This window comes from Verrucosispora sp. ts21 (assembly GCF_002879555.1).
Lineage (GTDB): Bacteria > Actinomycetota > Actinomycetes > Mycobacteriales > Micromonosporaceae > Micromonospora > Micromonospora gifhornensis.
Genome location: NZ_PNOZ01000033.1, coordinates 1 through 20,367, shown reverse-complemented (window position 1 = coordinate 20,367; position 20,367 = coordinate 1). Strand labels below are relative to the sequence as shown.

21 protein-coding genes and 1 pseudogene are annotated in these 20,367 nt (G+C 71.5%); 11 read left to right on the top strand and 11 right to left on the bottom strand.

Annotated features, from left to right (window positions below; all coding sequences use genetic code 11):
- Window positions 1-45 precede the first annotated feature (45 nt).
- Window positions 46-915, bottom strand: coding sequence for a PhzF family phenazine biosynthesis protein (locus C1A38_RS16015; RefSeq protein ID WP_102658621.1), 870 nt, complete (start codon window positions 913-915; stop codon window positions 46-48).
- A gap of 33 nt (window positions 916-948) precedes the next feature.
- On the opposite strand from C1A38_RS16015, the gene C1A38_RS16010 reads away from it, so the two are divergent.
- The 3 genes from C1A38_RS16010 to C1A38_RS16000 all read left to right on the top strand — a co-directional run bounded on the left by C1A38_RS16010 (window position 949) and on the right by C1A38_RS16000 (window position 4,069).
- On the top strand, window positions 949-2,232 hold the full coding sequence (locus C1A38_RS16010; RefSeq protein ID WP_102658669.1) for a magnesium transporter MgtE N-terminal domain-containing protein: 1,284 nt from the start codon (window positions 949-951) through the stop codon (window positions 2,230-2,232).
- Window positions 2,225-2,854: a DUF1003 domain-containing protein gene (locus tag C1A38_RS16005; RefSeq protein WP_102658620.1), complete on the top strand. Its 630-nt coding sequence runs from the start codon at window positions 2,225-2,227 to the stop codon at window positions 2,852-2,854. The genes C1A38_RS16010 and C1A38_RS16005 overlap by 8 nt, the downstream gene beginning before the upstream one ends.
- A 66-nt stretch (window positions 2,855-2,920) precedes the next feature.
- Window positions 2,921-4,069, top strand: a complete 1,149-nt coding sequence (locus C1A38_RS16000; protein WP_102658619.1) for an Mrp/NBP35 family ATP-binding protein — start codon at window positions 2,921-2,923, stop codon at window positions 4,067-4,069.
- A gap of 87 nt (window positions 4,070-4,156) precedes the next feature.
- On the opposite strand, the gene C1A38_RS15995 is transcribed toward C1A38_RS16000, so the two are convergent.
- Together C1A38_RS15995 and C1A38_RS15990 are read right to left on the bottom strand one after the other, a co-directional pair.
- Window positions 4,157-4,597, bottom strand: coding sequence for a twin-arginine translocase TatA/TatE family subunit (locus C1A38_RS15995; protein WP_102658618.1), 441 nt, complete (start codon window positions 4,595-4,597; stop codon window positions 4,157-4,159).
- Window positions 4,598-4,669: 72 nt separating this feature from the next.
- Window positions 4,670-5,992 carry a S1C family serine protease gene (locus tag C1A38_RS15990; protein ID WP_102658617.1) on the bottom strand — a complete coding sequence of 441 codons (1,323 nt, stop codon included), beginning with the start codon at window positions 5,990-5,992 and terminating at the stop codon, window positions 4,670-4,672.
- 281 nt (window positions 5,993-6,273) lie between these two features.
- Here C1A38_RS15990 and C1A38_RS15985 point away from each other — a divergent pair, with 281 nt between their 5' ends.
- Window positions 6,274-6,861, top strand: coding sequence for an O-methyltransferase (locus C1A38_RS15985; RefSeq protein WP_102658668.1), 588 nt, complete (start codon window positions 6,274-6,276; stop codon window positions 6,859-6,861).
- A gap of 15 nt (window positions 6,862-6,876) precedes the next feature.
- Here the strand turns inward: C1A38_RS15985 and C1A38_RS15980 are convergent, their stop codons facing one another.
- Both C1A38_RS15980 and C1A38_RS15975 read right to left on the bottom strand, forming a co-directional pair.
- The gene (locus C1A38_RS15980) at window positions 6,877-8,343 is read right to left on the bottom strand and encodes a leucyl aminopeptidase family protein (RefSeq protein WP_102658616.1); all 1,467 of its coding nucleotides are present in this window, start codon (window positions 8,341-8,343) and stop codon (window positions 6,877-6,879) included.
- 172 nt (window positions 8,344-8,515) lie between these two features.
- Window positions 8,516-8,683, bottom strand: coding sequence for a DUF3117 domain-containing protein (locus tag C1A38_RS15975; protein WP_013283866.1), 168 nt, complete (start codon window positions 8,681-8,683; stop codon window positions 8,516-8,518).
- A gap of 190 nt (window positions 8,684-8,873) precedes the next feature.
- On the opposite strand from C1A38_RS15975, the gene C1A38_RS15970 reads away from it, so the two are divergent.
- A complete protein-coding gene (locus C1A38_RS15970; RefSeq protein ID WP_102658615.1) occupies window positions 8,874-9,698 on the top strand; it encodes a PaaX family transcriptional regulator in 825 nt (274 codons plus the stop codon).
- Complete coding sequence (locus C1A38_RS15965; RefSeq protein ID WP_102658614.1) at window positions 9,695-10,483, top strand: enoyl-CoA hydratase-related protein; 789 nt, start codon at window positions 9,695-9,697, stop codon at window positions 10,481-10,483. The genes C1A38_RS15970 and C1A38_RS15965 overlap by 4 nt, the downstream gene beginning before the upstream one ends.
- Before the next feature lie 5 nt (window positions 10,484-10,488).
- On the opposite strand, the gene C1A38_RS15960 is transcribed toward C1A38_RS15965, so the two are convergent.
- The 4 genes from C1A38_RS15960 to C1A38_RS15945 all read right to left on the bottom strand — a co-directional run bounded on the left by C1A38_RS15960 (window position 10,489) and on the right by C1A38_RS15945 (window position 12,965).
- Entirely contained in the window at window positions 10,489-11,115 is a 627-nt protein-coding gene (locus C1A38_RS15960; RefSeq protein ID WP_102658613.1) for a hypothetical protein, read from the bottom strand.
- A 4-nt stretch (window positions 11,116-11,119) separates the two neighbouring features.
- A complete protein-coding gene (locus C1A38_RS15955) occupies window positions 11,120-11,707 on the bottom strand; it encodes a DNA-3-methyladenine glycosylase I (RefSeq protein WP_102658612.1) in 588 nt (195 codons plus the stop codon).
- Window positions 11,708-11,799: 92 nt separating this feature from the next.
- Window positions 11,800-12,297, bottom strand: a complete 498-nt coding sequence (locus C1A38_RS15950) for an SRPBCC family protein (RefSeq protein ID WP_102658611.1) — start codon at window positions 12,295-12,297, stop codon at window positions 11,800-11,802.
- Complete coding sequence (locus tag C1A38_RS15945; protein ID WP_102658610.1) at window positions 12,294-12,965, bottom strand: DivIVA domain-containing protein; 672 nt, start codon at window positions 12,963-12,965, stop codon at window positions 12,294-12,296. The genes C1A38_RS15950 and C1A38_RS15945 overlap by 4 nt, the downstream gene beginning before the upstream one ends.
- A 141-nt stretch (window positions 12,966-13,106) precedes the next feature.
- Between C1A38_RS15945 and folP the strand changes: the two genes are divergently transcribed.
- Window positions 13,107-13,976: a dihydropteroate synthase gene (folP, locus tag C1A38_RS15940; protein WP_102658609.1), complete on the top strand. Its 870-nt coding sequence runs from the start codon at window positions 13,107-13,109 to the stop codon at window positions 13,974-13,976.
- 33 nt (window positions 13,977-14,009) lie between these two features.
- Here folP and ndhC read toward each other — a convergent pair whose 3' ends face one another.
- Window positions 14,010-14,387, bottom strand: a complete 378-nt coding sequence (gene ndhC / locus C1A38_RS15935) for an NADH-quinone oxidoreductase subunit A (RefSeq protein WP_013731400.1) — start codon at window positions 14,385-14,387, stop codon at window positions 14,010-14,012.
- Window positions 14,388-14,607: 220 nt separating this feature from the next.
- Here ndhC and C1A38_RS15930 point away from each other — a divergent pair, with 220 nt between their 5' ends.
- Entirely contained in the window at window positions 14,608-16,455 is a 1,848-nt protein-coding gene (locus C1A38_RS15930; protein WP_102658608.1) for a 2-oxoacid:acceptor oxidoreductase subunit alpha, read from the top strand.
- Window positions 16,448-17,485 (top strand): 2-oxoacid:ferredoxin oxidoreductase subunit beta, encoded by a 1,038-nt coding sequence (locus tag C1A38_RS15925; RefSeq protein WP_102658607.1) that lies wholly within the window; start codon window positions 16,448-16,450, stop codon window positions 17,483-17,485. The genes C1A38_RS15930 and C1A38_RS15925 overlap by 8 nt, the downstream gene beginning before the upstream one ends.
- A gap of 68 nt (window positions 17,486-17,553) precedes the next feature.
- On the opposite strand, the gene C1A38_RS15920 is transcribed toward C1A38_RS15925, so the two are convergent.
- Window positions 17,554-18,567: a potassium channel family protein gene (locus C1A38_RS15920; RefSeq protein ID WP_102658606.1), complete on the bottom strand. Its 1,014-nt coding sequence runs from the start codon at window positions 18,565-18,567 to the stop codon at window positions 17,554-17,556.
- Between the two features lie 207 nt (window positions 18,568-18,774).
- On the opposite strand from C1A38_RS15920, the pseudogene C1A38_RS15915 reads away from it, so the two are divergent.
- Together C1A38_RS15915 and C1A38_RS15910 are read left to right on the top strand one after the other, a co-directional pair.
- Window positions 18,775-19,020, top strand: a pseudogene (locus C1A38_RS15915) (helix-turn-helix domain-containing protein); the annotation flags it as partial.
- A 746-nt stretch (window positions 19,021-19,766) separates the two neighbouring features.
- The gene (locus tag C1A38_RS15910) at window positions 19,767-20,354 is read left to right on the top strand and encodes an ATP-dependent Clp protease proteolytic subunit (RefSeq protein WP_102658667.1); all 588 of its coding nucleotides are present in this window, start codon (window positions 19,767-19,769) and stop codon (window positions 20,352-20,354) included.
- Window positions 20,355-20,367 lie beyond the last annotated feature (13 nt).

The following is a 20,367-nucleotide window of genomic DNA, read 5'->3' as shown; positions in this document are numbered from 1 at the left end:
TCACCACGGCATCCTCTCGCACCCGGCCCGTCCCGCGCCGCCCGGTCAACCGACGAAGGGCGGAATCAGGATCTCGCCCTTGGCCACCGCCATCACCTGGCCGGAGACGGTCGCGCCCAGCACCGTACCGCCGGCCGCGGTGACCGTGCAGGCCAACGACGACGGCCGTCCCATCTCGACGCCCTGCCGGACGGTGTACGACGACCGTTCGTCACCCGGCAACAGACCACTGGCGACCAACCACACCCCCAGCCCGAGCGCCGCCGAGCCGGTCGCCGGATCCTCCGGCACGCCGAGGCCGGGCACGAAGACCCGGGCGTACGCGGTTTGCGCCGCCGCGTCCCAGGAGAAGACGCTGACATGCTCGATTCCGTACCGTCGTGCCGCGAGCGGGTCGACCTGCGCCCGGGCCAACGCCTCGGGGCGTACGGGCAGGAAGGGGAACTCCAGACCGCAGCCGGCCACCCGGGGTGCCGGGCCGACGTGGTCGCCGGCCGCCAGGCCCGCCATCTCCAGCAGCGGCTCGGGATCCAGTTCCGGGCCGAGTGTGGGCATGCCACCGGTAAGCGTCGCGCCGCTGTCGGTCACCTCGATCGGCAACACACCGGCACCGCACTCCTGGGTGACCTGGCCCGGCTCGAACAGACCGCGTCGGCTCGCGGTGACCGCCGCGCCCACACTGGGGTGTCCGGCGAACGGCAGTTCCTCGACCGGCGTGAAGATCCGGGCCCGGTACGTGACGCCGACCTGCGTGGCGGGCAGCACGAAGACGGTCTCCGAAAGGTTGAACTCCCGGGCCAACGCCTGCATCTGCTCGGTGGCCAGCCCTTCGGCACCGAACACCACCGCGAGCGGGTTCCCCGCGTACGGACGAGCGGTGAACACGTCCACGATCTCGTAAGCCAAGGTCGACATGTTGATAAACCCTAGGCGCTTAGGCTGGTGCGCGTGAGCACGCCGACCCGGGTGTACATCGCCCGCCTCGCCGGAGTCGCTGTCTTCGACCCCAACGGTGACCAGGTGGGACGGGTTCGTGACGCGGTGGCACGGCTACGGGCGGGCCAGCGCCCACCCGAGGTGGTGGGACTGGTCGCCGAGATGCCGATGCGGCGGCGCATCTTCCTGTCCATCAACCGGATCACCTCCATCGACGCCGAAGCCGTCGTGCTGGGCAGCGGGACGCTCAACCTGCGCCGGTTCGAGAAACGCCCCAACGAGCTGCTTGTGCTTCAGGAGCTGCTGGACCGCCGGGTGCAGGTCCAGCCGGAGGGCCGGGCGGCGACGGTGGTCGACGTGGCGATGGAGTGCAGTCGAAGCGGCGAATGGTCGCTGGCCCGGGTGGCCGTACGGGAGCAGACCGGCCGTCTCGCCCGCCGGGGCAACCTGCACCAGGTCGAGTGGGACAACGTACGCGGGCTCAGTGGCGTCGCCGACACCCGCGGCACCGCCAACCTGCTGGCCGTGCTGGAGGACATGCGCCCGGCCGACCTGGCCAACGCGTTGCAGGACCTGCCCGACAGCCGGCGCAACGAGGTCGCGGCAGCCCTGGACGACCAACTGCTGGCCGACGTGCTCAGCGAGTTGCCGGAGCGCGACCAGGTCGAGATCCTCGCCGCGCTGGATCGCCAACGGGCGGCCGACGTTCTGGAGGAGATGGACCCGGACGACGCCGCCGACCTGCTCGGCGAGCTGTCGCCGCCGGATCAGGACGTGCTGCTCGACCTGATGGAGCCGGACGAGGCCGATTCGGTGCGGCAGCTGTTGAAGTACACGCCGGGCACCGCCGGCAGCGTGATGACCTCCGAACCGGTCATCCTGCCCCCGGACGCCACTGTCGCGGAGGCCCTCGCCCGGATCCGGGAGCCGCAGCTCTCCCCGGCGGTGGCCGCGCAGGTCTTCGTGGCCCGCGCGCCGATGACCACGCCGACCGGTCGCTACCTGGGGATGGTGCACTTCCAGCGGTTGCTGCGGGAGCCGCCCGCCGACATTCTCGGCGGGGTGGTGGTCAACGACATCGACCCGTTGCGCCCGACCACGCCCCTGCCGGAGATCACCCGCCGGATGGCCACCTACGATCTGGTGGCCATGCCGGTGATCGATCGGAACAATCGGCTGGTGGGCGCGGTCACCGTGGACGACGTGCTGGACCATCTGCTGCCTCGGGACTGGCGGGAGCGGGACGCGGTCATGAGCACCAACGGCGACCCGGCGACGGAGGGCACGGATGTCTGAACAGCGCCGGGCGGAACGACTCGACCTGCCCCGGGAGCCCCGTGGGCTGAAGCTGCCCCGGGTCGACCAGGAGACCTTCGGCCGCTGGGCCGAGGGCATCGCCCGCGGCATGGGTACGGCGAACTTCATCGTCTACATGACGCTTGTCATCACCATGTGGTTCGTCTGGAACACCCTCACCCCGGCGAGCCTGCACTTCGACCCGTACACCTTCACCTTCCTGACCCTGGTGCTGTCCATCCAGGCCTCGTACGCCGCACCGCTGATCCTGCTCGCCCAGAACCGGCAGGCCGACCGCGACCGGGTGGCGTTGGACGAGGACCGTCGCCGGGCCACCATGCAGAAGGCCGACACGGAGTACCTGGCCCGGGAAATCGCGGCGCTGCGGATCGCGCTGGGTGAGGTGGCGACGCGGGACTTCGTCCGCTCGGAGCTGTCCCGGTTGGCCGAGGAGCTGGACGAGGCCGCGCAGCGTCGGCAACGGTTGGAGCGCCGGCAGCGGGAGGGTACGACCGTACGGGCCGATGGGGACGGGCTCGACGAACCGCGCGACGAGCTGGATGGTGATCAGCCAAGGGGCGGCCGGCGGGACACCGACGCCCCGCGCCGCCCGGAAACCTGATCGAATCGCTCACAACCACCGCCGCTGGCACCGGTGACGCTGGGCCACCGACGTAACATTGCCGCCATGTCAGCTCCCGTCAGCACCGTCAACGACGCTGTTCAGGCCGCACTGGCCACCGTCAACGACCCGGAGATCCGCCGGCCGATCACCGAACTCGGCATGGTCCGCTCCGCCGAGGTCGGCGAGGACGGTGTGGTCCGGGTCGAGCTGCTGCTCACCGTGGCCGGCTGCCCGCTGAAGGACAAGCTGCGCTCGGACATCACCGCCGCGGTGAGCGCGGTGAGCGGGATCACCGGCGTCGAGATCGAGTTCGGTGTGATGAGCCCGGAGCAGCGCCAGGGTCTCCAGGCCAAGCTGCGGGGCGGCAGCGCCGGCGAGGAGCCGGTCATCCCCTTCGCCCAGCCCGGCTCCCGCACCCGGGTGTACGCGGTGGCCAGCGGCAAGGGCGGCGTGGGCAAGTCCAGCGTGACGGTGAACCTGGCTGCCGCGCTGGCCGCCCGGGGCCTGTCGGTCGGCGTGGTCGACGCGGACATCTACGGACACTCCGTGCCCCGGATGCTCGGCGCGGACGGCCGTCCCACCCGGGTCGAAGACATGATCATGCCGCCGCAGTCGCACGGCGTGAAGGTCATCTCGATCGGCATGTTCACCTCCGGCAACGCCGCCGTGGTCTGGCGCGGGCCGATGCTGCACCGGGCGTTGCAGCAGTTCCTCGCCGACGTCTACTGGGGCGACCTCGACGTGCTGCTGCTCGACCTGCCCCCGGGCACCGGTGACGTGGCCATCTCCCTGGCCCAGTTGCTGCCCAACGCGGAGATCCTGGTGGTCACCACGCCCCAGGCCGCCGCCGCCGAGGTGGCCGAGCGGGCCGGTGCGATCGCGCTGCAGACCCACCAGCGGGTGGTCGGTGTGATCGAGAACATGTCCTGGCTGGAGCTGCCGGACGGCTCCCGGATGGAGGTCTTCGGCGCCGGGGGCGGTCAGACCGTGGCCGACTCGCTTACCCAGACCATCGGCGCGCAGGTGCCGTTGCTGGGGCAGGTGCCGCTGGACACCCGGGTACGCGAGGCCGGCGACGAGGGAAACCCGATAGTGCTCGCCGCGCCGGACTCCCCGGCGGCGCAGGCGTTGAACAAGGTCGCCGACCGGCTCGCGGTGCGCCGCGAGTCGCTGCTCGGCAAGCCGCTCGGCCTCAAGCCGTCCGGTCGCTGACCCGCTCCGCTCGCAGCAACCACGACCGCCGGCCACCCGAGAGGGTGACCGGCGGTTCGGCGTGGGGAGGCATCCGCGGGCGCGGGCTCAGGTGACCTCGTCGTAGCTGGCGCTGCGTGGTGCCGGCGCGGTCGCGGGCGGCGAGGCGGTCGCGGATGGCGAGGCGGTCGCGGAGGAGCCGGGGGTACGCGGGTCCGCCGCAGCAGCCACGTCCTTGATGTCCTTCTGCACCTTTGTGACATCCGACCGCAGATCGTCGTACATGCCCTGGAGGGGCTTACGGATCGCCTGCTCGTCCTCCTCGCTGAGCAGGTGCTTGCGGATGAACGCCTTCGGGTGCAGGTCCTCCAACTGGATGTCGGTGCCGAGTTCCTTGCTCAGGTCGGTGGTCGCGTTACGGGCCATGTTGCGCAGGTTCCGCACCATGCGCAGGCCGTCACCGATCACCGCCGGCAGCCGGTCACCGAAGATCAGCAGCGCCAGCAACAGCAGCGCGCCGACCTCCCACACGTTCAGGTTCTCGAACACCCCTGGGGCCTCCTCACCGGGCTACGCAGCAAGACTACGCACGTCACGGGCCGGTCAGAAGGGGGGACGAGGTCACTTCGCGTCGGCCGCGAGGGTCACCGAGGTGTTCTGCCGGGTGGAGCCTCTGCGGTATTCGACGGTCACCACCGAGCCGGGCGCGTACTTGCGGACCAGGGCGATCAGGTCGGTCGGCTCGGTCATCGGCCGGCCGTTGAGGCGCAGGATCACGTCGCCGGCCCGCAGACCCGCACCGGCCGCCGGGCCGGACGGCTCCACGGCCCCCAGGCGTACGCCGGAGCCGTTGGTGTTCGACCCGGGTCCACCCACCTGGGCGCCGATCACCGTACGGCGGGCCTTGCCGGTGCCGATGATCTCCTGAGTGATCCGCTTTGCCTGGTTGATCGGAATGGCGAAGGCGAGCCCGATGTTGCCGGCCTCCTGTCCCTCCGACACCAGCGACTTGATCGTGGAGTTGACGCCGATCACCCGCCCGGCCGCGTCGACCAGCGGCCCGCCCGAGTTGCCGTGGTTGACCGCGGCGTCGGTCTGGATCGCGGCGTAGTAGCGCGTCGGGCCGCCCGGCTCGCCGGCCTGCATCGTCCGGTCCAGGGCGCTGACGATGCCCGCCGTCACCGTGTTGGCCAGGGACAGCGGCGAACCGATGGCCAGCACCGGGTCACCGACCGCGAGCGCGTCGGAGTCACCGAACTCGACCGGACGCAGCCCGGTGCGCGTGACTTTGATCACCGCGATGTCGGACTCCTCGTCCTGCCCCACCACGGTCGCCGGGGCCGTACTGCCGTCGTTGAAGACCACGGACGCCTTGCCGGTGCCACCGGCGACCACGTGATCGTTCGTGATCACGTGCCCGTCGGCGCTGACGATGAACCCGGAGCCCTCGCTGATGCCGGCCACCCCCGCCATCCGGACGGTGACGACGCTGGGCAGGACCCGCTCGGCAACCCCGGCCAGTGACTCCGGCGGGCGCTGGGCGAGCGCAGGCGCCGGACCGGGCGCGGCACCGAGCACCGGCCCGACGGCACCTCCGCGCACGGCGAAGGCGTAGCCGAGCGCACCGCCCAGGGTGCCCGCGAGCAACGCGGTGATCAGGGGAATGAGCAGCATCTGGCGTAGTTTCGGGTGCCGGGGCGCATCCGGATCGGTCACCGGCTCCGGCTCGGTTCCCGGCATCGGCGCGGCCGGAATCACCACCGCCGCCGGGGCGTACGGATCACGCCACGGGTCGGCGAGCGCGTCGGACCACCACGGCGAGGCAGCCGACTGGCCGCCGTACGGCGATGTCGTCGGTGAGCCTCCCGGCGGGTGTCCGGGCCCCGGCGTGCCTGCCGGTGCGCCGCTCGCGCCGGGCTGGCGCCAGTCCCAGCCGTCGGTCACTCGGTGCCTCCCAGTCCGTCCCCGGTATCCGCGATCCGCGATGGATGCCGCCGGACGTGCGGTCGACGGGATACCGCTTCCAGGATTGCACGGATGTGCCGCATGGGGTCAGCGGTTGTCACCGCGGGTGGGTGCCCGGCTGCGCCCGTGGCGGGCCGCCTCTAGAGTCACAGTGCCCACCCGCCCCCCGCTTCACGCTCGCTGCCCGGAGGTGTCCCATCGCCACGGTCGCTGGTTCCGGCAGTTCGGCGAACCCGGCGTTGCACTTCGCCGAGTCGTACGTGCCCGAGGACCTCGTGCTACGGACCGCGCGCAGTCTGGCCAACGAGATCGGCCTCGACGCGGTCACCCCGGGGGCCGGTGCCGCGTTGCGCCTGCTCGCCGCGGCCGGTAACGCCCGCGCGGTGGTCGAGATCGGCACCGGCACCGGAGTCAGCGGAGTCTGGCTCCTGCGTGGCATGCGCGCCGACGGTGTGCTCACCACCATCGACGTGGAGGTGGAGCACCAGCGCATCGCCCGACGCATCTTCACCGAGGCGGGCTTCGTCGCCGGCCGGACCCGGATCATCACCGGGCGGGCGCTGGACGTCCTGCCCCGGCTCGCGGACGGCGCGTACGACCTGGTCTTCGTCGACGCCGAGGCGACCGGCTTCACCGCCTGCGTGGACGCCGCGCTGCGGCTGCTGCGGCCCGGCGGTGTGCTGGTGCTCAACGGCGCGCTGGCCGGCGGCCGGATCGGTGACCCGGCCGCCCGCGACGCGGAGACGGTGACGGTGCGCGAGGCGGTCAAGGCCATCCGGGAGTCGGAGCACTGGATCCCGGCGCTGCTGCCGGTCGGGCACGGCCTGCTGGCCGCGGTCCGCTGCTGATCCGCCACGGCGGTCTCAGCGGAGCGTGGCCAGCCACCGCAGCAGGCCGCGTACGCCCCACCCGGTCGCACCCCGGGTCAGCTCCGCGTCGTCCCGTTCGCACCAGGAGGGTGCCGACATGTCGATGTGCAGCCACTTCTCGCGCAGCTCGCCGGTGAACTCGCGCAGGTAGAGCGCGGCCAGCACGGAACCCGCACCCTGCGTCGGTGCGCTGTGCAGGTCGGCCAGTTCGCTGCCGAGGTGTTCGACGTAGTCGGTCGGCAACGGCATCCGCCAGGCAGCCTCGCCGGCCGCCGCGACCGCGGCCAGCACGTCGTCGGCGAGCTGGTCGTTGTCGCTGTAGAGGGCGCCGGTACGGGTACCGAGCGCGATGGCGTTCGCCCCGGTCAGGGTGGCCAGGTCGATCAGCAGGTCGGGCTTGAGTTCCGCGACGGCGTACGCCAGGGCGTCGGCGAGCACCAGCCGCCCCTCCGCGTCGGAGTTCGTCGTCTCGCTGGTCAGCCCGCCGTAGTGCCGGATGATGTCGCCGGGCCGGAACGCCGCGCCGCTGACCATGTTCTCGGCCAGCGGGGCCAGCGTGGTGATGCGCACCGGCAGCCGCAGCGCCGCCGCACCGAGGGTCGCCGCCACGACGGCAGCCGCACCGGCCATGTCCTTGCGCATCAGCTTCATGGCCGGCACCGGCTTGATCGAGATGCCGCCGGTGTCGAAGGTGATGCCCTTACCGACGAGCACCACGTGGGTGGTCGCCTCGGCCGGTTGCCAGTCCAGCTCGACCAGCCGGGGACCGCTCGCCGAGCCACCGCCGACGGCGAGGATTCCACCGAAGCCCTCGGCGGCCAACTCCTCGGGCTCGCGCACCCGCAGCCGCAGTCCGGGCAGGTCGGTGGCGGCGGCAGCAACCTGGTCGGCGAACCACTGCGGGTTCTTCACCGAGGAGGGCGTGTTGGTGAGGTCGCGGGCCAGCCGGGTCATCGTGGCGGTGGTACGGGCCACCTCCAGCGCCTGCTGGTAGGCCTCCGGCTCGGCGACCGCCAGGTCCACGCCGGTCAGCGCGGGCGCCTCGGCGTCGGCACCCAGCCGGTAGCGGTAGGAGGCCAGCAGCAGCCCTTCGGCCAGACCACGGACCGCCTCGGCCGACACACCTGCCGGCAGCGCCACTGTGATATGGGTCTCATCTTTGCCGGCTCGGGCCAGTGCCGCCCCGGCGGAGCGCCAACCCGGCTCGTCGCCGTCCCCGATGCCGACCAGCAACAGTCGGGCCGGAGCAGAGCCCGGGCGCAGCTGCCGATGCGCCTCGCCGGCCCGGCCGGTCAGCCCGATCATCGAAGCCAACGCGGCAGCTTCGTCGGCGACCTCTGCGGGCAGTGCCACAGCGGTGGGCACCGGTGCGGCCGATGCGTCGTCGGCGGCACCCGGTCGCATGGGTAGTGCTACGGCGTCGAGCTGGTCCGGCTCGGCGATCAGACGAATGGCGAGCACGCGGAGCCGTACCTCCTGAAGAAGATCGCGGGTCGAATTGCCCACGAAATGGTATGAAGGCCCTGAGCCACCGGTCGAGCCGGTGCCTCAGGGCCTGGGTACGGCTGCTGGAGCCGTACCCGAAACGAACCGTCCGCGGCGGCGAACATCGCCGACCAGACCGACCTTCGTATCAGCCGGCTGCCGCCTTCAGCGCGTCACCGAGCGCGGTCGCCTCGTCGGGAGTCATCTCGACGACGAGCCGGCCACCACCCTCCAGCGGGACCCGCATGACGATGCCCCGGCCCTCCTTGGTGACTTCCAGCGGACCGTCGCCCGTCCGCGGCTTCATCGCCGCCATGTTGTCTCCCCTCAGACCTACACCAGGGTCGGTGGGTTGCCCCACAGCCACTTCGCCATGACCTCCCGCAACTTGCACGGGGGCGTCGACAAACGATTTTCCCTGATGAACACCGCCGGACCCAAACCGGAGCAGCATTGATGTAACAGCATCTAGCTTATCCCGAGATGGCCTGTCACAATGTGCGGTCATGCAGGCACGGTCGGCACTATTCGACCTGTACGGCGACCACCTCCGGCCCCGGGGTGGCCGGGCACCGGTTGCTGCCCTGGTCAAACTCCTGGCTCCGCTCGGGATCGCGCCGCCGGCCGTTCGTACCGCGGTGTCCCGCATGGTGCGACAAGGCTGGTTGGAACCGGTCAAACTGATGTCCGGCCCCGGATATTCGATCACACCCAAGGCGGCCCGCCGACTCGACGACGCCGCCTCCCGGATCTACCGCACCGGCCGGGTCACCTGGGACGGGCGGTTCGATCTGCTGGTGCTCGACGCCCCGTCCGCCCGACGGGACCGGCAACGCCTCGCCGCCAACCTCCGCTACCTCGGCTACGGCACGCTCGACGAGCAGGTCTGGGTGGCCACCCGGCCCGGCGAGGACGTCGACCTGATGCTTGACGAGGCGGGCGTGCGCTTCGAGCGGTTCAGCGCCGCGCACGCCGCCAGCACCCCCGGCGCGATGGGCCTGGTCCGCCGGGCCTGGGACCTGGCCGAGATCGGCCGGGCCTACGAACAGTTCGTCGCCGAGCAGCGCGCCCTGCTGAGCGGGATCACCGCGCGCAGCGGCGACGAGGAGGCGTACGCGGCCCGATTCCGGTTGGTGCACGCGTGGCGTACGTTCCTCTTCCGAGACCCGCAGCTGCCCCCGGCGCTGCTGCCCGAGCGCTGGCCCGGCACCGCCGCGGCCAGCTTCTTCGACCGGCACGCGGCCCGGCTCCGGCCGGCGGCGGACCGGTACGTCGAGCAGTGCCTCGACGGTGGTAACCGGATGATCCGACAGAAGGAACGCCAGACGTGACCGAACTGCTCGTCGACCGCACCGATGCCGTCGTCACCCTCACCCTGAACCGCCCGTCGGCGATGAACTCGCTGAACGTGGCGCTCAAGGAGGCCCTGCGGGACACCCTCGCCGAACTGGAGGCCGACCGCAGTTGCCGGGCGGTGGTGCTGGCCGGTGCCGGCGGCTCGTTCTGTGCGGGACAGGATCTGCGCGAGCACGTGGCCACCCTCGAATCGGGTGCCGGGAAGACCCTGGACACGGTCCAGGCGCACTACAACCCGATCGCCTCCCGGCTGTCCAGCCTGCCCAAGCCGGTGGTGGCCGCAGTTCGTGGCATGGCCGCCGGTGCCGGCGCCTCGCTGGCGTTCCTGGCCGACATCCGCGTCGGTGGGCCGTCGACCAGGTTCCTGATGGCGTTCGCCAAGGTCGGTCTCGCCGCCGACACCGGCGCGTCGTGGACGCTGCCCCGGTTGGTGGGCCACGCCAAGGCCATCGAGCTGCTGATGCTCGCCGAGCCGGTCGGCGCCGACGAGGCGTGCCAGCTCGGCCTGCTCAACCGGGTGATGGACGACGACGAGGGCGTGCTGCCGGCCGCTCAGGAACTCGCCGCCCGGCTCGCCGCCGGCCCGACCGTGGCGTACGGCGCGATCAAGCGTCAGCTCTCCGTCGCCGACGCCGGCACGCTTGCCGACGCGCTGGCCGCCGAGGCGCAGGCACAGGCGATCTGCGGCGGTACCAACGACCACCGGGCGGCCACCATGGCGTTCGTCAACAAGCAGCGGCCGGTCTTCGAGGGCCGCTGAGCGCGTCAGTCGTCCTCTTCCGGATCCTGGTTCGCCTCCGCGCCGAGCACGAACGCCTGCATCGACAACTCGTCGCCGGAGGGTGAGACGAAGGCGGGAAGCTCCTGCGGGCCAAGCTCCTGCACGTACGCCCAGAACAGGCGGACCGCCTCCGCCGGCGAGTCGGCCTCGATCGGCAGATCCAGGCTGACCAGCCAGGACTGTCGCTGCGGCGGAGGCCCGAGCCGCTCGACCAGGTCGCGGAAGGCCCCCGCGTCGAGGGCGGTCACCGGGCCGCCGAGGGCGAGCGTGTCGGCCGGCACCGGCTCGTCGAAGGCCCGCCGGGTGTACGTCACCACAAGCGCCTGCGGCCCCCGGTCGGACTGCGGGTCGTCCGGATCCTCCGGAAGCCAGGTGGTCGGCGCGGCCACCCGGCCCACCGCCACCAGCCGCAACGGCTCGTCGGCCAGCACCGCGACCTGGTCACCGGCGCGCGGCAGGGCGGCGACGTCCGCCAGGCCGGTCAACTCCAGCGTGTCGTGGTGCACGAGGCGCTCGGCGTCGTACCGGCCGGCGGGCAGGAGCACCGCCCAGGTGCCCGTGCCGTCGGCCGGGCTCGCCCCGTCCACCCGGGGTGCGGTGTCGGTCGTCATGCCTCTATCCCATCACGGCCGCACCGGGCGACACGACGTGACAGCCCGCGACGTGATCGTCGACCATCCCGGTGGCCTGCATCAGCGCGTACGCCGTGGTTGGGCCGACGAACCGGAAGCCGCGCCGCTTGAGCGCCTTGGCCATCGCCGTGGAGGCGTCGGTCAGGGCCGGCACCTCGGCGAGGCTGGCCGGCCGGGGACGACGCGGCGGCGCGAAGGACCAGAGCAGCTCGGACAGGCCCTCGGGCAGTTCCAGGGCAGCGCGCGCGTTCGCGATCGCTGCTTCGATCTTGGCGCGGTTGCGGACGATGCCGGCGTCGGCGAGCAGCCTTGCCACGTCGGCCTCGCCGTAGCCGGCGACCGCGCTGATCCGGAAGTCGTCGAAGGCCCGCCGGAACGCCTGCCGCTTACGCAGGATCGTCAGCCAGGACAACCCGGACTGGAACGCCTCCAACGTCATCCGCTCGTACAGGGCGTCGTCACCGCGGACCGGGCGGCCCCACTCCTCGTCGTGGTAGACCACGTAGTCAGCAGTGCCCGCGCCCCAGGCACAGCGCGGTAGCCCGTCGGCCCCGATCACCAGCTCAGTCACGGCAACCAGGCTAGGACCCCCCACCGACAAGCCGGCGGCGCGCCGTGGTGCTGGGGTGCCGGGGTGCCGGGCCGCGCAACGGTGGGACGCTCTCAGGGCAGGCGACCCTGCTCGACCTGACGGGCGAAGCGTCGTAGCGCCTGGGTCAGACCGAACTTCGAGCCGGGCCAGAGCACCGGCCAGGCCACCCGGCCGGCCGCGCCACCCGGCAGGTGGAACCACTCGTGCCAGACCACCTGGCTGCGCCCGCTCGCCAACGGGGTGCAGCGCAGCACTCCCGGCCCGCGCAGCAGCGTGCCGCAGTGCACCACACCGATCTCGTACGGCGCGTCCACCCGGACGACCCGCATCCGGTCCCGCAGCACGGTCGGGCCGAGCGTGGTGACCGCCTCGACCAGGCTGCCCTCGCCGCCGTCCCCCTCGACCACGCGCACCGTGGTGAACGGGATCCACTCCGACTGTCGCTCCCAGGCGAGCAGCGCCGCGAAGACCTGCTCCGCCGGGGCGTTGACGATCACGGTGGCGGTGACCTCACCGGCACCCCGTCGGGCCGCCTCGCGAAGCTCGTCCGCCGCGTCGGGGTCGGTCACGGCGATTCCGCGCGCACCGCCGAGGCGCGCGGCTCCTCCTCCGCGACCCCGTCGCCCTGCTCCGCCCTGGTCGCCGGGTCCGCCTCGGCCGCCGGGTCCGCCTCGGCCGCCGGGTCCGTCTTGGCCGCTGCGTCCGCCTTGGCCGCCGGGTCCGCCTTAGTCGCCGGGTCCGCCTTGGTCGCCGGGTCCGCCTTGGTCGCCGGGTCCGTCGGCTTCGCCGTCGTGGCATCCGGCTCGGAGTCGTGCTTGTCGAGGTCGATGTCGACCGCGCCGTCGCTCGTCGCCTCCGGCGCCGGGCCGCTTGCCAGGCTCGCCGACTGCTCACGGGCACTGCGCAGGGCGTCGGCCTCGGCCGTCCGTCCCTCCCGCAGCGCGGTCACCTCGGCCTCCAGTACGCCGATCAGCTCGGTCTTGTACCCGATGTCGTACGCCGCCCGGCGCATCGCCTGGTCGACCTGGGCCATCCGATACCCGCGCAACGCGGTGTCGAAGCGCACCTCGCCGACGTCCGACTCGCGCAGTGGCCGGTCGCCGGGCAACGGCACCGCACGGCCGTCCGCCTCGGCCGGCACCAGGCCGGGATCCTGGCCGTTGACCAGGACCGTCACGCCGAACACCACCGCCGCGACGGTGACCGCCACGACCACCAGGAGCAGAAGCTGACCCATGTACTGATCGTGGCATGTCCGGCGGTGCAGAGCGACCCCTCCCGGCGTGCCGTACCGGACGGGCCCTGCGACCTGCGACCGGATAGCGTCACGGTGTCCGGCGGCGGGTCGCCGGGCGGCGTACGGCGTGAAGGAGGCGGTGTGTCCGGGGTGCTGCGGCTCGGTGGACGCACGTTCGACCCCGACGAGCTGGTGGTGATGGCGATCGTCAACCGCACTCCGGACTCGTTCTTCGACCGGGGCGCGACGTTCGCCGCCGACAGCGCCCTGCGGGCCGTGGAACGGGCCGTGGAGGAGGGCGCGGAGATCGTCGACATCGGCGGGGTGAAGGCCGGCCCCGGTGCCGAGGTCGACGTGGCCGAGGAGATCCGCCGTACCGTCGACACCATCGCCGCCGTCCGGACCGCCTTCCCCGACGTGGTGATCTCGATCGACACCTGGCGGGCCGAGGTCGCGGTGGAAGCGGTCGCGGCCGGCGCGGACCTGCTCAACGACACCTGGTCGGGGGCGGACCCGGCGCTGGCCCAGGTCGCCGCCCGCACCGGTGCCGGCCTGGTCTGCTCGCACGCCGGAGGGCTCAGTCCGCGTACCCGCCCGCACCGGGCCGCCTTTGCCGACGTGGTGACCGACGTGGTGACGACGGTGACCGGGCTCGCCGAACGTGCGGTGTCACTCGGCGTACGCCGGGACGGGATCCTCATCGACCCGGCGCACGACTTCGGCAAGAACACCCGGCACTCGCTGGAGATCACCCGGCGACTCGGCGAGCTGACCGCCACCGGTTGGCCGCTGCTGGTCGCCCTGTCGAACAAGGACTTCGTCGGCGAGACGTTGGACCTGCCGGTCGACGAGCGGCTGGAGGGCACGCTTGCCGCCACCGCGGTCTCCGCCTGGCTGGGCGCCCGGGTCTTCCGCGCCCACCAGGTACGCCCGACCCGGCGCGTCCTGGACATGGTCGCCAGCATCCGGGGCAGCCGCCCACCCACGGTCAGCCGACGAGGGCTCGCCTGAGCCTGCGGGCAGGCTCGGTCGAGCCCGCTCTGGTCAGGTCCAGTGCAGGATCCGGCGGCGCCAGGCGTAGAGCAGCCCGAGGGCGAGCACGGCCACGAAGATCGCCATCTCCACGACGGTGACCAGGCCGAAGTCCGGACGGTCGAAGATCAGCGCCCACGGGAAGAGGAAGACCGCCTCGACGGCGAAGAGAACGTACAGGTAGGCGTAGACGTAGTAGCGGATCTGCATCTGCGCCCAGTCGCCACCGACCGGGTCGACACCGCACTCGTAACTTGCCCGCTTTCCGGGCGGATCGGCTGGTCGAGCGGGCCGCAGCACCCGGTTCGCCGAGAACGCAACTACCAAGAAGAGGACGCTGACGAGCAGCAGCAGCCCGAGCGTCGCGTACGAGCCCAGATAGCCGGTCACAGCAGGTCAGCCTACCGCCCGGTGGGCTGGGCCACGACCGGCAGCGCGGTGGTGATCTGGATTACGCGGACCGCACGAAACAGCGCAAGACGCCACATAAACCTCCACATTTCGGTCCCAGGGAACGGACCTCCGGCAAAGGTGCGAGGTCGATTCGACGTAGGCTCTCGGGTGAGGACGACGCGCCGCACCGCGGCGCGCAGCGAAGCGAGGTGCGGGCGTGACCAAGCAGATCCGCCAACTGGACCGAGTGGTCATCCGATTCGCCGGTGACTCCGGCGACGGCATGCAGCTCACCGGTGACCGGTTCACCTCGGAGACAGCCCAGTTGGGCAACGACATCTCCACGCTGCCCAACTTCCCCGCCGAGATCCGGGCGCCCGCCGGCACCCTGCCGGGCGTGTCGAGCTTCCAGGTGCACTTCGCCGACTACGACATCCTGACGCCGGGCGACGCACCGAACGTGCTGGTGGCGATGAACCCGGCGGCGCTCAAGGCGAACCTCACCGACCTGCCCCGCGGCGCGGACATCATCGTCAACACCGACGAGTTCACCAAGCGCAACCTGGCCAAGGTCGGGTACGCGAGCAGCCCGCTGGACGACGACACGCTCGACGGTTACGCCGTGCACCCGGTGGCGCTGACCTCGATGACGATCGGCGCGCTGGCCGAGCTGGATGTGTCCAAGAAGGACGCCGAACGGGCCAAGAACATGTTCGCCCTCGGCCTGCTCAGCTGGATGTACTCCCGGCCGTACGAATCGACCCTGCGGTTCCTGGAGCGCAAGTTCGCCAAGCGCCCGGAACTGGTCGCGGCGAACGTGGCCGCCTTCAAGGCCGGCTGGAACTTCGGCGAGACCACCGAGGACTTCTCCGTCCGCTACGAGGTCAAGCCCGCGAAGATGCCGGCGGGCACCTACCGCAACATCACCGGCAACGCGGCACTGTCGCTGGGCATCGTCGCCGCCGGGGTCCGCTCCGGGCTGCCGGTCTTCCTCGGGGCGTACCCGATCACCCCGGCCTCGGACATCCTGCACGAGTTGAGCAAGCACAAGCGGCTCGGCGTGACCACCATGCAGGCCGAGGACGAGATTGCCGCGATCGGTGCCGCGCTGGGAGCGTCGTACGGCGGTGCGCTCGGTGTGACCACGACCAGCGGTCCGGGGGTGGCCCTCAAGAGCGAGACGATCTCGCTGGCGGTGGCCCTGGAGTTGCCGCTGCTCATCGTCGACGTGCAGCGGGCCGGGCCGTCCACCGGCATGCCGACCAAGACCGAGCAGGCCGACCTGAACATCGCGCTGTTCGGTCGGCACGGTGAGGCCCCGGTGGCGGTGATCGCCCCGAAGTCGCCCTCCGACTGCTTCTACGCCGCACTTGAGGCGGCCCGGATCGCGCTGACGTACCGCACTCCGGTGATCCTGCTGTCGGACAACTACGTCGCCAACGGCTCCGAGCCGTGGCTGCTGCCGGACGTGGAGTCGCTGCCCGACCTGCGGGTCGAGTTCGCCAGCGCGCCCAACGGCGAGGACGGCACCACCTTCCTGCCGTACCTGCGTGACCCGCAGACCCTGGCCCGGCCGTGGGCCATCCCGGGCACGCCCGGCCTGGAGCACCGCATCGGCGGTCTGGAGAAGGCCGACAAGACCGGCGACATCTCGTACGACCCGGCCAACCACGACTTCATGGTGCGTACCCGGGCCGCCCGGATCGAGACCATCCCGGTGCCGGACGTCGAGGTGGAGGATCCGGACGGCGACGCCCGGGTGCTGGTGCTCGGCTGGGGCTCGACGTACGGCCCGATCGGCGCCGCCTGCCGGGCCCTGCGCCAGCGCGGACTGCCGGTCGCGCAGGCGCACCTGCGACACCTCGCGCCGATGCCGGCGAACCTGGGGGCGGTGCTGCGCTCCTACGACCGGGTGGTCATCCCCGAGATGAACCTCGGCCAGCTGGCCCACGTGATCCGGGCGCGCTACCTGGTCGACGCGATCGGCTACAACCAGGTCCGCGGCCTGCCGTTCACCGCCGCCGAGCTGGAGACGATGCTGGAAGAGGTCCTGAAGAATGTCTGAGCCCGTCGCCCTCAAGCTCACCGCCAAGGACTTCAAGTCCGACCAGGAGGTGCGCTGGTGCCCCGGCTGCGGTGACTACGCGATCCTCGCGGCCGTCCAGCAGTTCATGCCGGAGCTGAACATCCCCCGGGAGAACATCGTCTTCGTCTCGGGCATCGGCTGCTCGTCGCGGTTCCCGTACTACATGAACACGTACGGCATGCACTCGATCCACGGCCGGGCCCCGGCGATCGCCACCGGCCTGTCGGTCTCCCGTCCGGACCTGTCGGTCTGGGTGGTGACCGGTGACGGTGACGCGCTCTCCATCGGCGGCAACCACCTGATCCACGCGCTGCGCCGCAACGTCAACCTCAAGATCCTGCTGTTCAACAACCGGATCTACGGCCTGACCAAGGGGCAGTACAGCCCGACCTCCGAGGTCGGCAAGATCACCAAGTCGACTCCGGTCGGCTCGGCGGACGCGCCGTTCAACCCGATCTCGCTGGCGCTGGGCGCGGAGGCCACCTTCGTCGGCCGGACCATCGACTCCGACCGCAAGCACCTCCAGTCGGTGCTGCGCGCCGCCGCCGAGCACGAGGGCTCGGCGTTCGTGGAGATCTACCAGAACTGCAACATCTTCAACGACGGGGCGTTCGACCAGCTCAAGGACCCGGGCATCCGGGACGACCACCTGATCCGCCTGGAGCACGGCCAGCCGATCACCTTCGGCAAGGACGGGCAGTTCTGCGTCGTACACCCGCCGGGTGGTTTCGGTCTGGAGGTCCGCGAGACCGCGAACACCCCGACCGAGGAGATCGTCGTGCACGACGCGGGCGTCGCCGACCCGGCGTACGCGTTCGCGCTGTCCCGGCTGCCCGGCTTCGACCTGCGCAACACCCCGATCGGGGTGTTCCGCTCGGTGGCCCGGCCGTCCTACGACAGTGTGGTGCAGGCACAGGTCGCCGAGGCGAAGGCGAGCGTCACCGAGACCCCCGAGCAGCAGCTCGCCGGCCTGTTGGGCAGCGGCGACACCTGGACCATCGTCGGCTGACGACCGCAGCGAAGAGCGGGGCGTTCCTCTCGGAACGCCCCGCTTCTGCGTGCGGCGGCCCCGCCGGGTCAGGACAGGGTGTTGGCGGTGGGCCGGTCGTCGCGTACGTGGACAAGCATGTCGCCGGTCTCGACGACCGCGCCCGCCTGATCCGCCAGGGTGACCACCTTGCCGCGCCGGACCAGCGCGATCACAAGCGATTCCAGCTCACGGGGATTCCGGCCGACCTCGTGCCGCTCGGCCGACCGCATCGCCAGCGCCATGCCCTGACCGGGAGTCAGCAGATCCTCCACCACGTCGATCAGCGGTGGCGCGGACGTGGACAGCCCGAGCAGCCGACCGGCGGTGGCCGAGGAGACGATCACGTGGTGTGCGCCGCTCTGCTTGAGCAGCGGAGCGTTCTCCGCCTCCCGGGCGGCGGCGATGATCCGCACCTGACCGGCGGTGAGCTGGCGTACGGTCAACGCCACAAGCACCGAGGCGTCATCGCTGTCGGTCGCGATGATCACCGCTTTGGCGGTCCGCACATGGGCCTGGTTGAGCACCGAGGACCGGGTCGCCGAGCCTTCGATCGCCACCAACCCGTTCGAGGTGGCCTGCCGCAACGCCGCCCCGCTGCGCTCCACCACGACGATCCGGGACTTGTCGAGCCCGTTCTCCTGGAGCGCCGAGATGGCGCTGCGACCCTTGGTGCCGTAGCCGCAGATGATGACGTGGTCCTTCAATTTCCTCTCCCACCGGTGCAGGCGACGTCCGGTCCGGTACTGCTCGGTCAGCACCTCCAGGGTGGTGCCGACCAGGATGATCAGGAACAGCACCCGGGCCGGGGTGATCAGCAGGACGTTCACCAGCCGAGCGCTCTGGGAGGCCGGCACGATGTCGCCGTAGCCGGTGGTCGACAACGAGACCACCGCGTAGTAAAAGCAGTCCAACAGGGTCAGGCCGTCATCGTTGATGTCGCGGTACTGGTCCCGTTCGAGATAGACCGCCGCGACCACGATCAACACCAGCCCGACGGCGGCGGCCAACCGTAGGCTCAACGCGCTCAGCGGGCCACGCCGCTGCGCGGGAAAATGGATCACCGCGGGACCTGCCCCGCCTCCGTCGCCTGCACGAGCACAACATAGCCCTTGGTCGGCAATCCGCACGCCGAGGTTCCCAAGCACCTGCTCTGCGGGTACGCAGTGCAGGTCGGTAGGGCGGCGCAGGCGGGCGAGCGGGACGGCGTCGGCGACGCCGGCCGGGCATGATGGGTGGGTCAGCGCAGGACCGGCGAGAGTGAGGCCCGCATGTCGTTGCTACGACGGGTGATCGGCGCGGTGCTGCGCCGGGAACGCCAGCGCCAGGGCCTGACGCTACGTGAGGTCGCCCGGGCCGCCGGAGTCTCCGTGCCCTACCTGTCCGAGGTGGAACGGGGGCGCAAGGAGGCGTCGTCCGAGGTGCTCGCGGCCGTCTGCCGCGCGCTCGGCCTCTACCTCTCCGACCTTCTCGAAGCGGTACGCGACGACCTGCGCCGGGTCGAACGCCGGATGCCCTCCACCCCGCTGGGTACCGCGCCGCTGGGCAGCCAACCGCCTCCCAGCCGGCACGCCGGCGGCTCGGTGATCTCGTCCACCCGGTCCGCCTCCGGCGGCACCCCGAGCCCGATCGCCCGACTCGGCGCGGTCGGATCCCATGCCGCCTCGACGGGTGGGCTCGACGCCACCGGCGGGCTGGCAGGCACCATCGGTGGGCTCGCGGGCACCATCGGTGGGCTCACGGGCGCCAGCGGTGGGCTTGCCGGCGCCATCGGGAACGAACTCGCCGGGTTGTCGTTCGGCGGGTTCACACCCGTGGGCGGCGTCAGTGGGGGCCTGCGGATCACGGTGTTCACCGATCCACTCGACACCGAGGCGGAACAGCCCGGTCGAGTGGTCGCCCGCGGTGCGCTGCGTCGCCCGGCAACGGTCACCAGGCCCAGCGGCAGCGCGCTGCGCCGAGCCCGACGGCTGCGGTCCGCCGCGCTGGCGGTCCGGTTGCTGCGTACGCCCTCCCGCCCCGACAGCCGACCCCGGAACACCTCCCGGCTTGGGCGACGACCCGCAGGTCACCTCGTTCCCGGCGTACTCACCCCACTGCTCCGCTCGTCGCGCGACCTCGCCCAGCGCTAGGTGGTTCTGCCGAGGGCGAATCTGCCCCGGGCAGAACCACTGGGAGCCGGGTCCTGGGCTGGTCCAGCCTTGTGACGGTGCCGGTTCCCGGGCGGTCGTCTCGCCCACCGGCAACGGGAGAGGTGGACGAGATGATCACCATGCTGGACGACGGGCAGCGAACCTTCGGCGACCAGGTGTTCGAGCGGCTGCTGCGGGAACGGATCGTCTTCCTCGGCAGCGAGGTGACCGACGAGGCCGCCAACCGGATCACCGCGCAGATCCTGCTGCTCGCGGCCGAGGACTCGACCCGCGACATCCGCCTGTACATCAACTCCCCCGGCGGCTCGGTCAGCGCCGGCATGGCCGTCTACGACACCATGCGCTTCGTGCCCAACGACGTGTCGACCCTGGCACTCGGGCTGGCCGGCTCGATGGGCCAGTTCCTGCTCTGCGCGGGTACCGCCGGCAAGCGGTACGCCCTGCCGCACACCCGGATCCTGATGCACCAGCCCTCGGGCGGCATGGGTGGCACCGCCTCCGACATCACCATCCAGGCGGAGAACATGCTGCACGTGAAGCGGACCATGCAGGAACTGATCGCCCACCACAGCGGGCGCGACCTGACCGAGATCCAGCAGGACTGGGACCGCGACCGCTGGTTCACCGCCGAACAGGCCCGCGCCTACGGCCTGATCGACCACGTCCTCACCACCACCACCCAAATCCCCACCCCCTAACCCCCACCCCTTA

What these genes read in the sequence shown, in the direction of transcription:
- C1A38_RS16015 (WP_102658621.1), bottom strand. Translation starts at nt 915, where the DNA reads ATGTCGACCTTGGCTTACGAGATCGTGGACGTGTTCACCGCTCGTCCG.
- C1A38_RS16005 (WP_102658620.1), top strand. Translation starts at nt 2,225, where the DNA reads ATGTCTGAACAGCGCCGGGCGGAACGACTCGACCTGCCCCGGGAGCCC.
- C1A38_RS16000 (WP_102658619.1), top strand. Translation starts at nt 2,921, where the DNA reads ATGTCAGCTCCCGTCAGCACCGTCAACGACGCTGTTCAGGCCGCACTG.
- C1A38_RS15975 (WP_013283866.1), bottom strand. Translation starts at nt 8,683, where the DNA reads ATGGCGGCGATGAAGCCGCGGACGGGCGACGGTCCGCTGGAAGTCACC.
- C1A38_RS15970 (WP_102658615.1), top strand. Translation starts at nt 8,874, where the DNA reads ATGCAGGCACGGTCGGCACTATTCGACCTGTACGGCGACCACCTCCGG.
- C1A38_RS15960 (WP_102658613.1), bottom strand. Translation starts at nt 11,115, where the DNA reads ATGACGACCGACACCGCACCCCGGGTGGACGGGGCGAGCCCGGCCGAC.
- C1A38_RS15945 (WP_102658610.1), bottom strand. Translation starts at nt 12,965, where the DNA reads ATGGGTCAGCTTCTGCTCCTGGTGGTCGTGGCGGTCACCGTCGCGGCG.
- C1A38_RS15925 (WP_102658607.1), top strand. Translation starts at nt 16,448, where the DNA reads ATGTCTGAGCCCGTCGCCCTCAAGCTCACCGCCAAGGACTTCAAGTCC.
- C1A38_RS15910 (WP_102658667.1), top strand. Translation starts at nt 19,767, where the DNA reads ATGATCACCATGCTGGACGACGGGCAGCGAACCTTCGGCGACCAGGTG.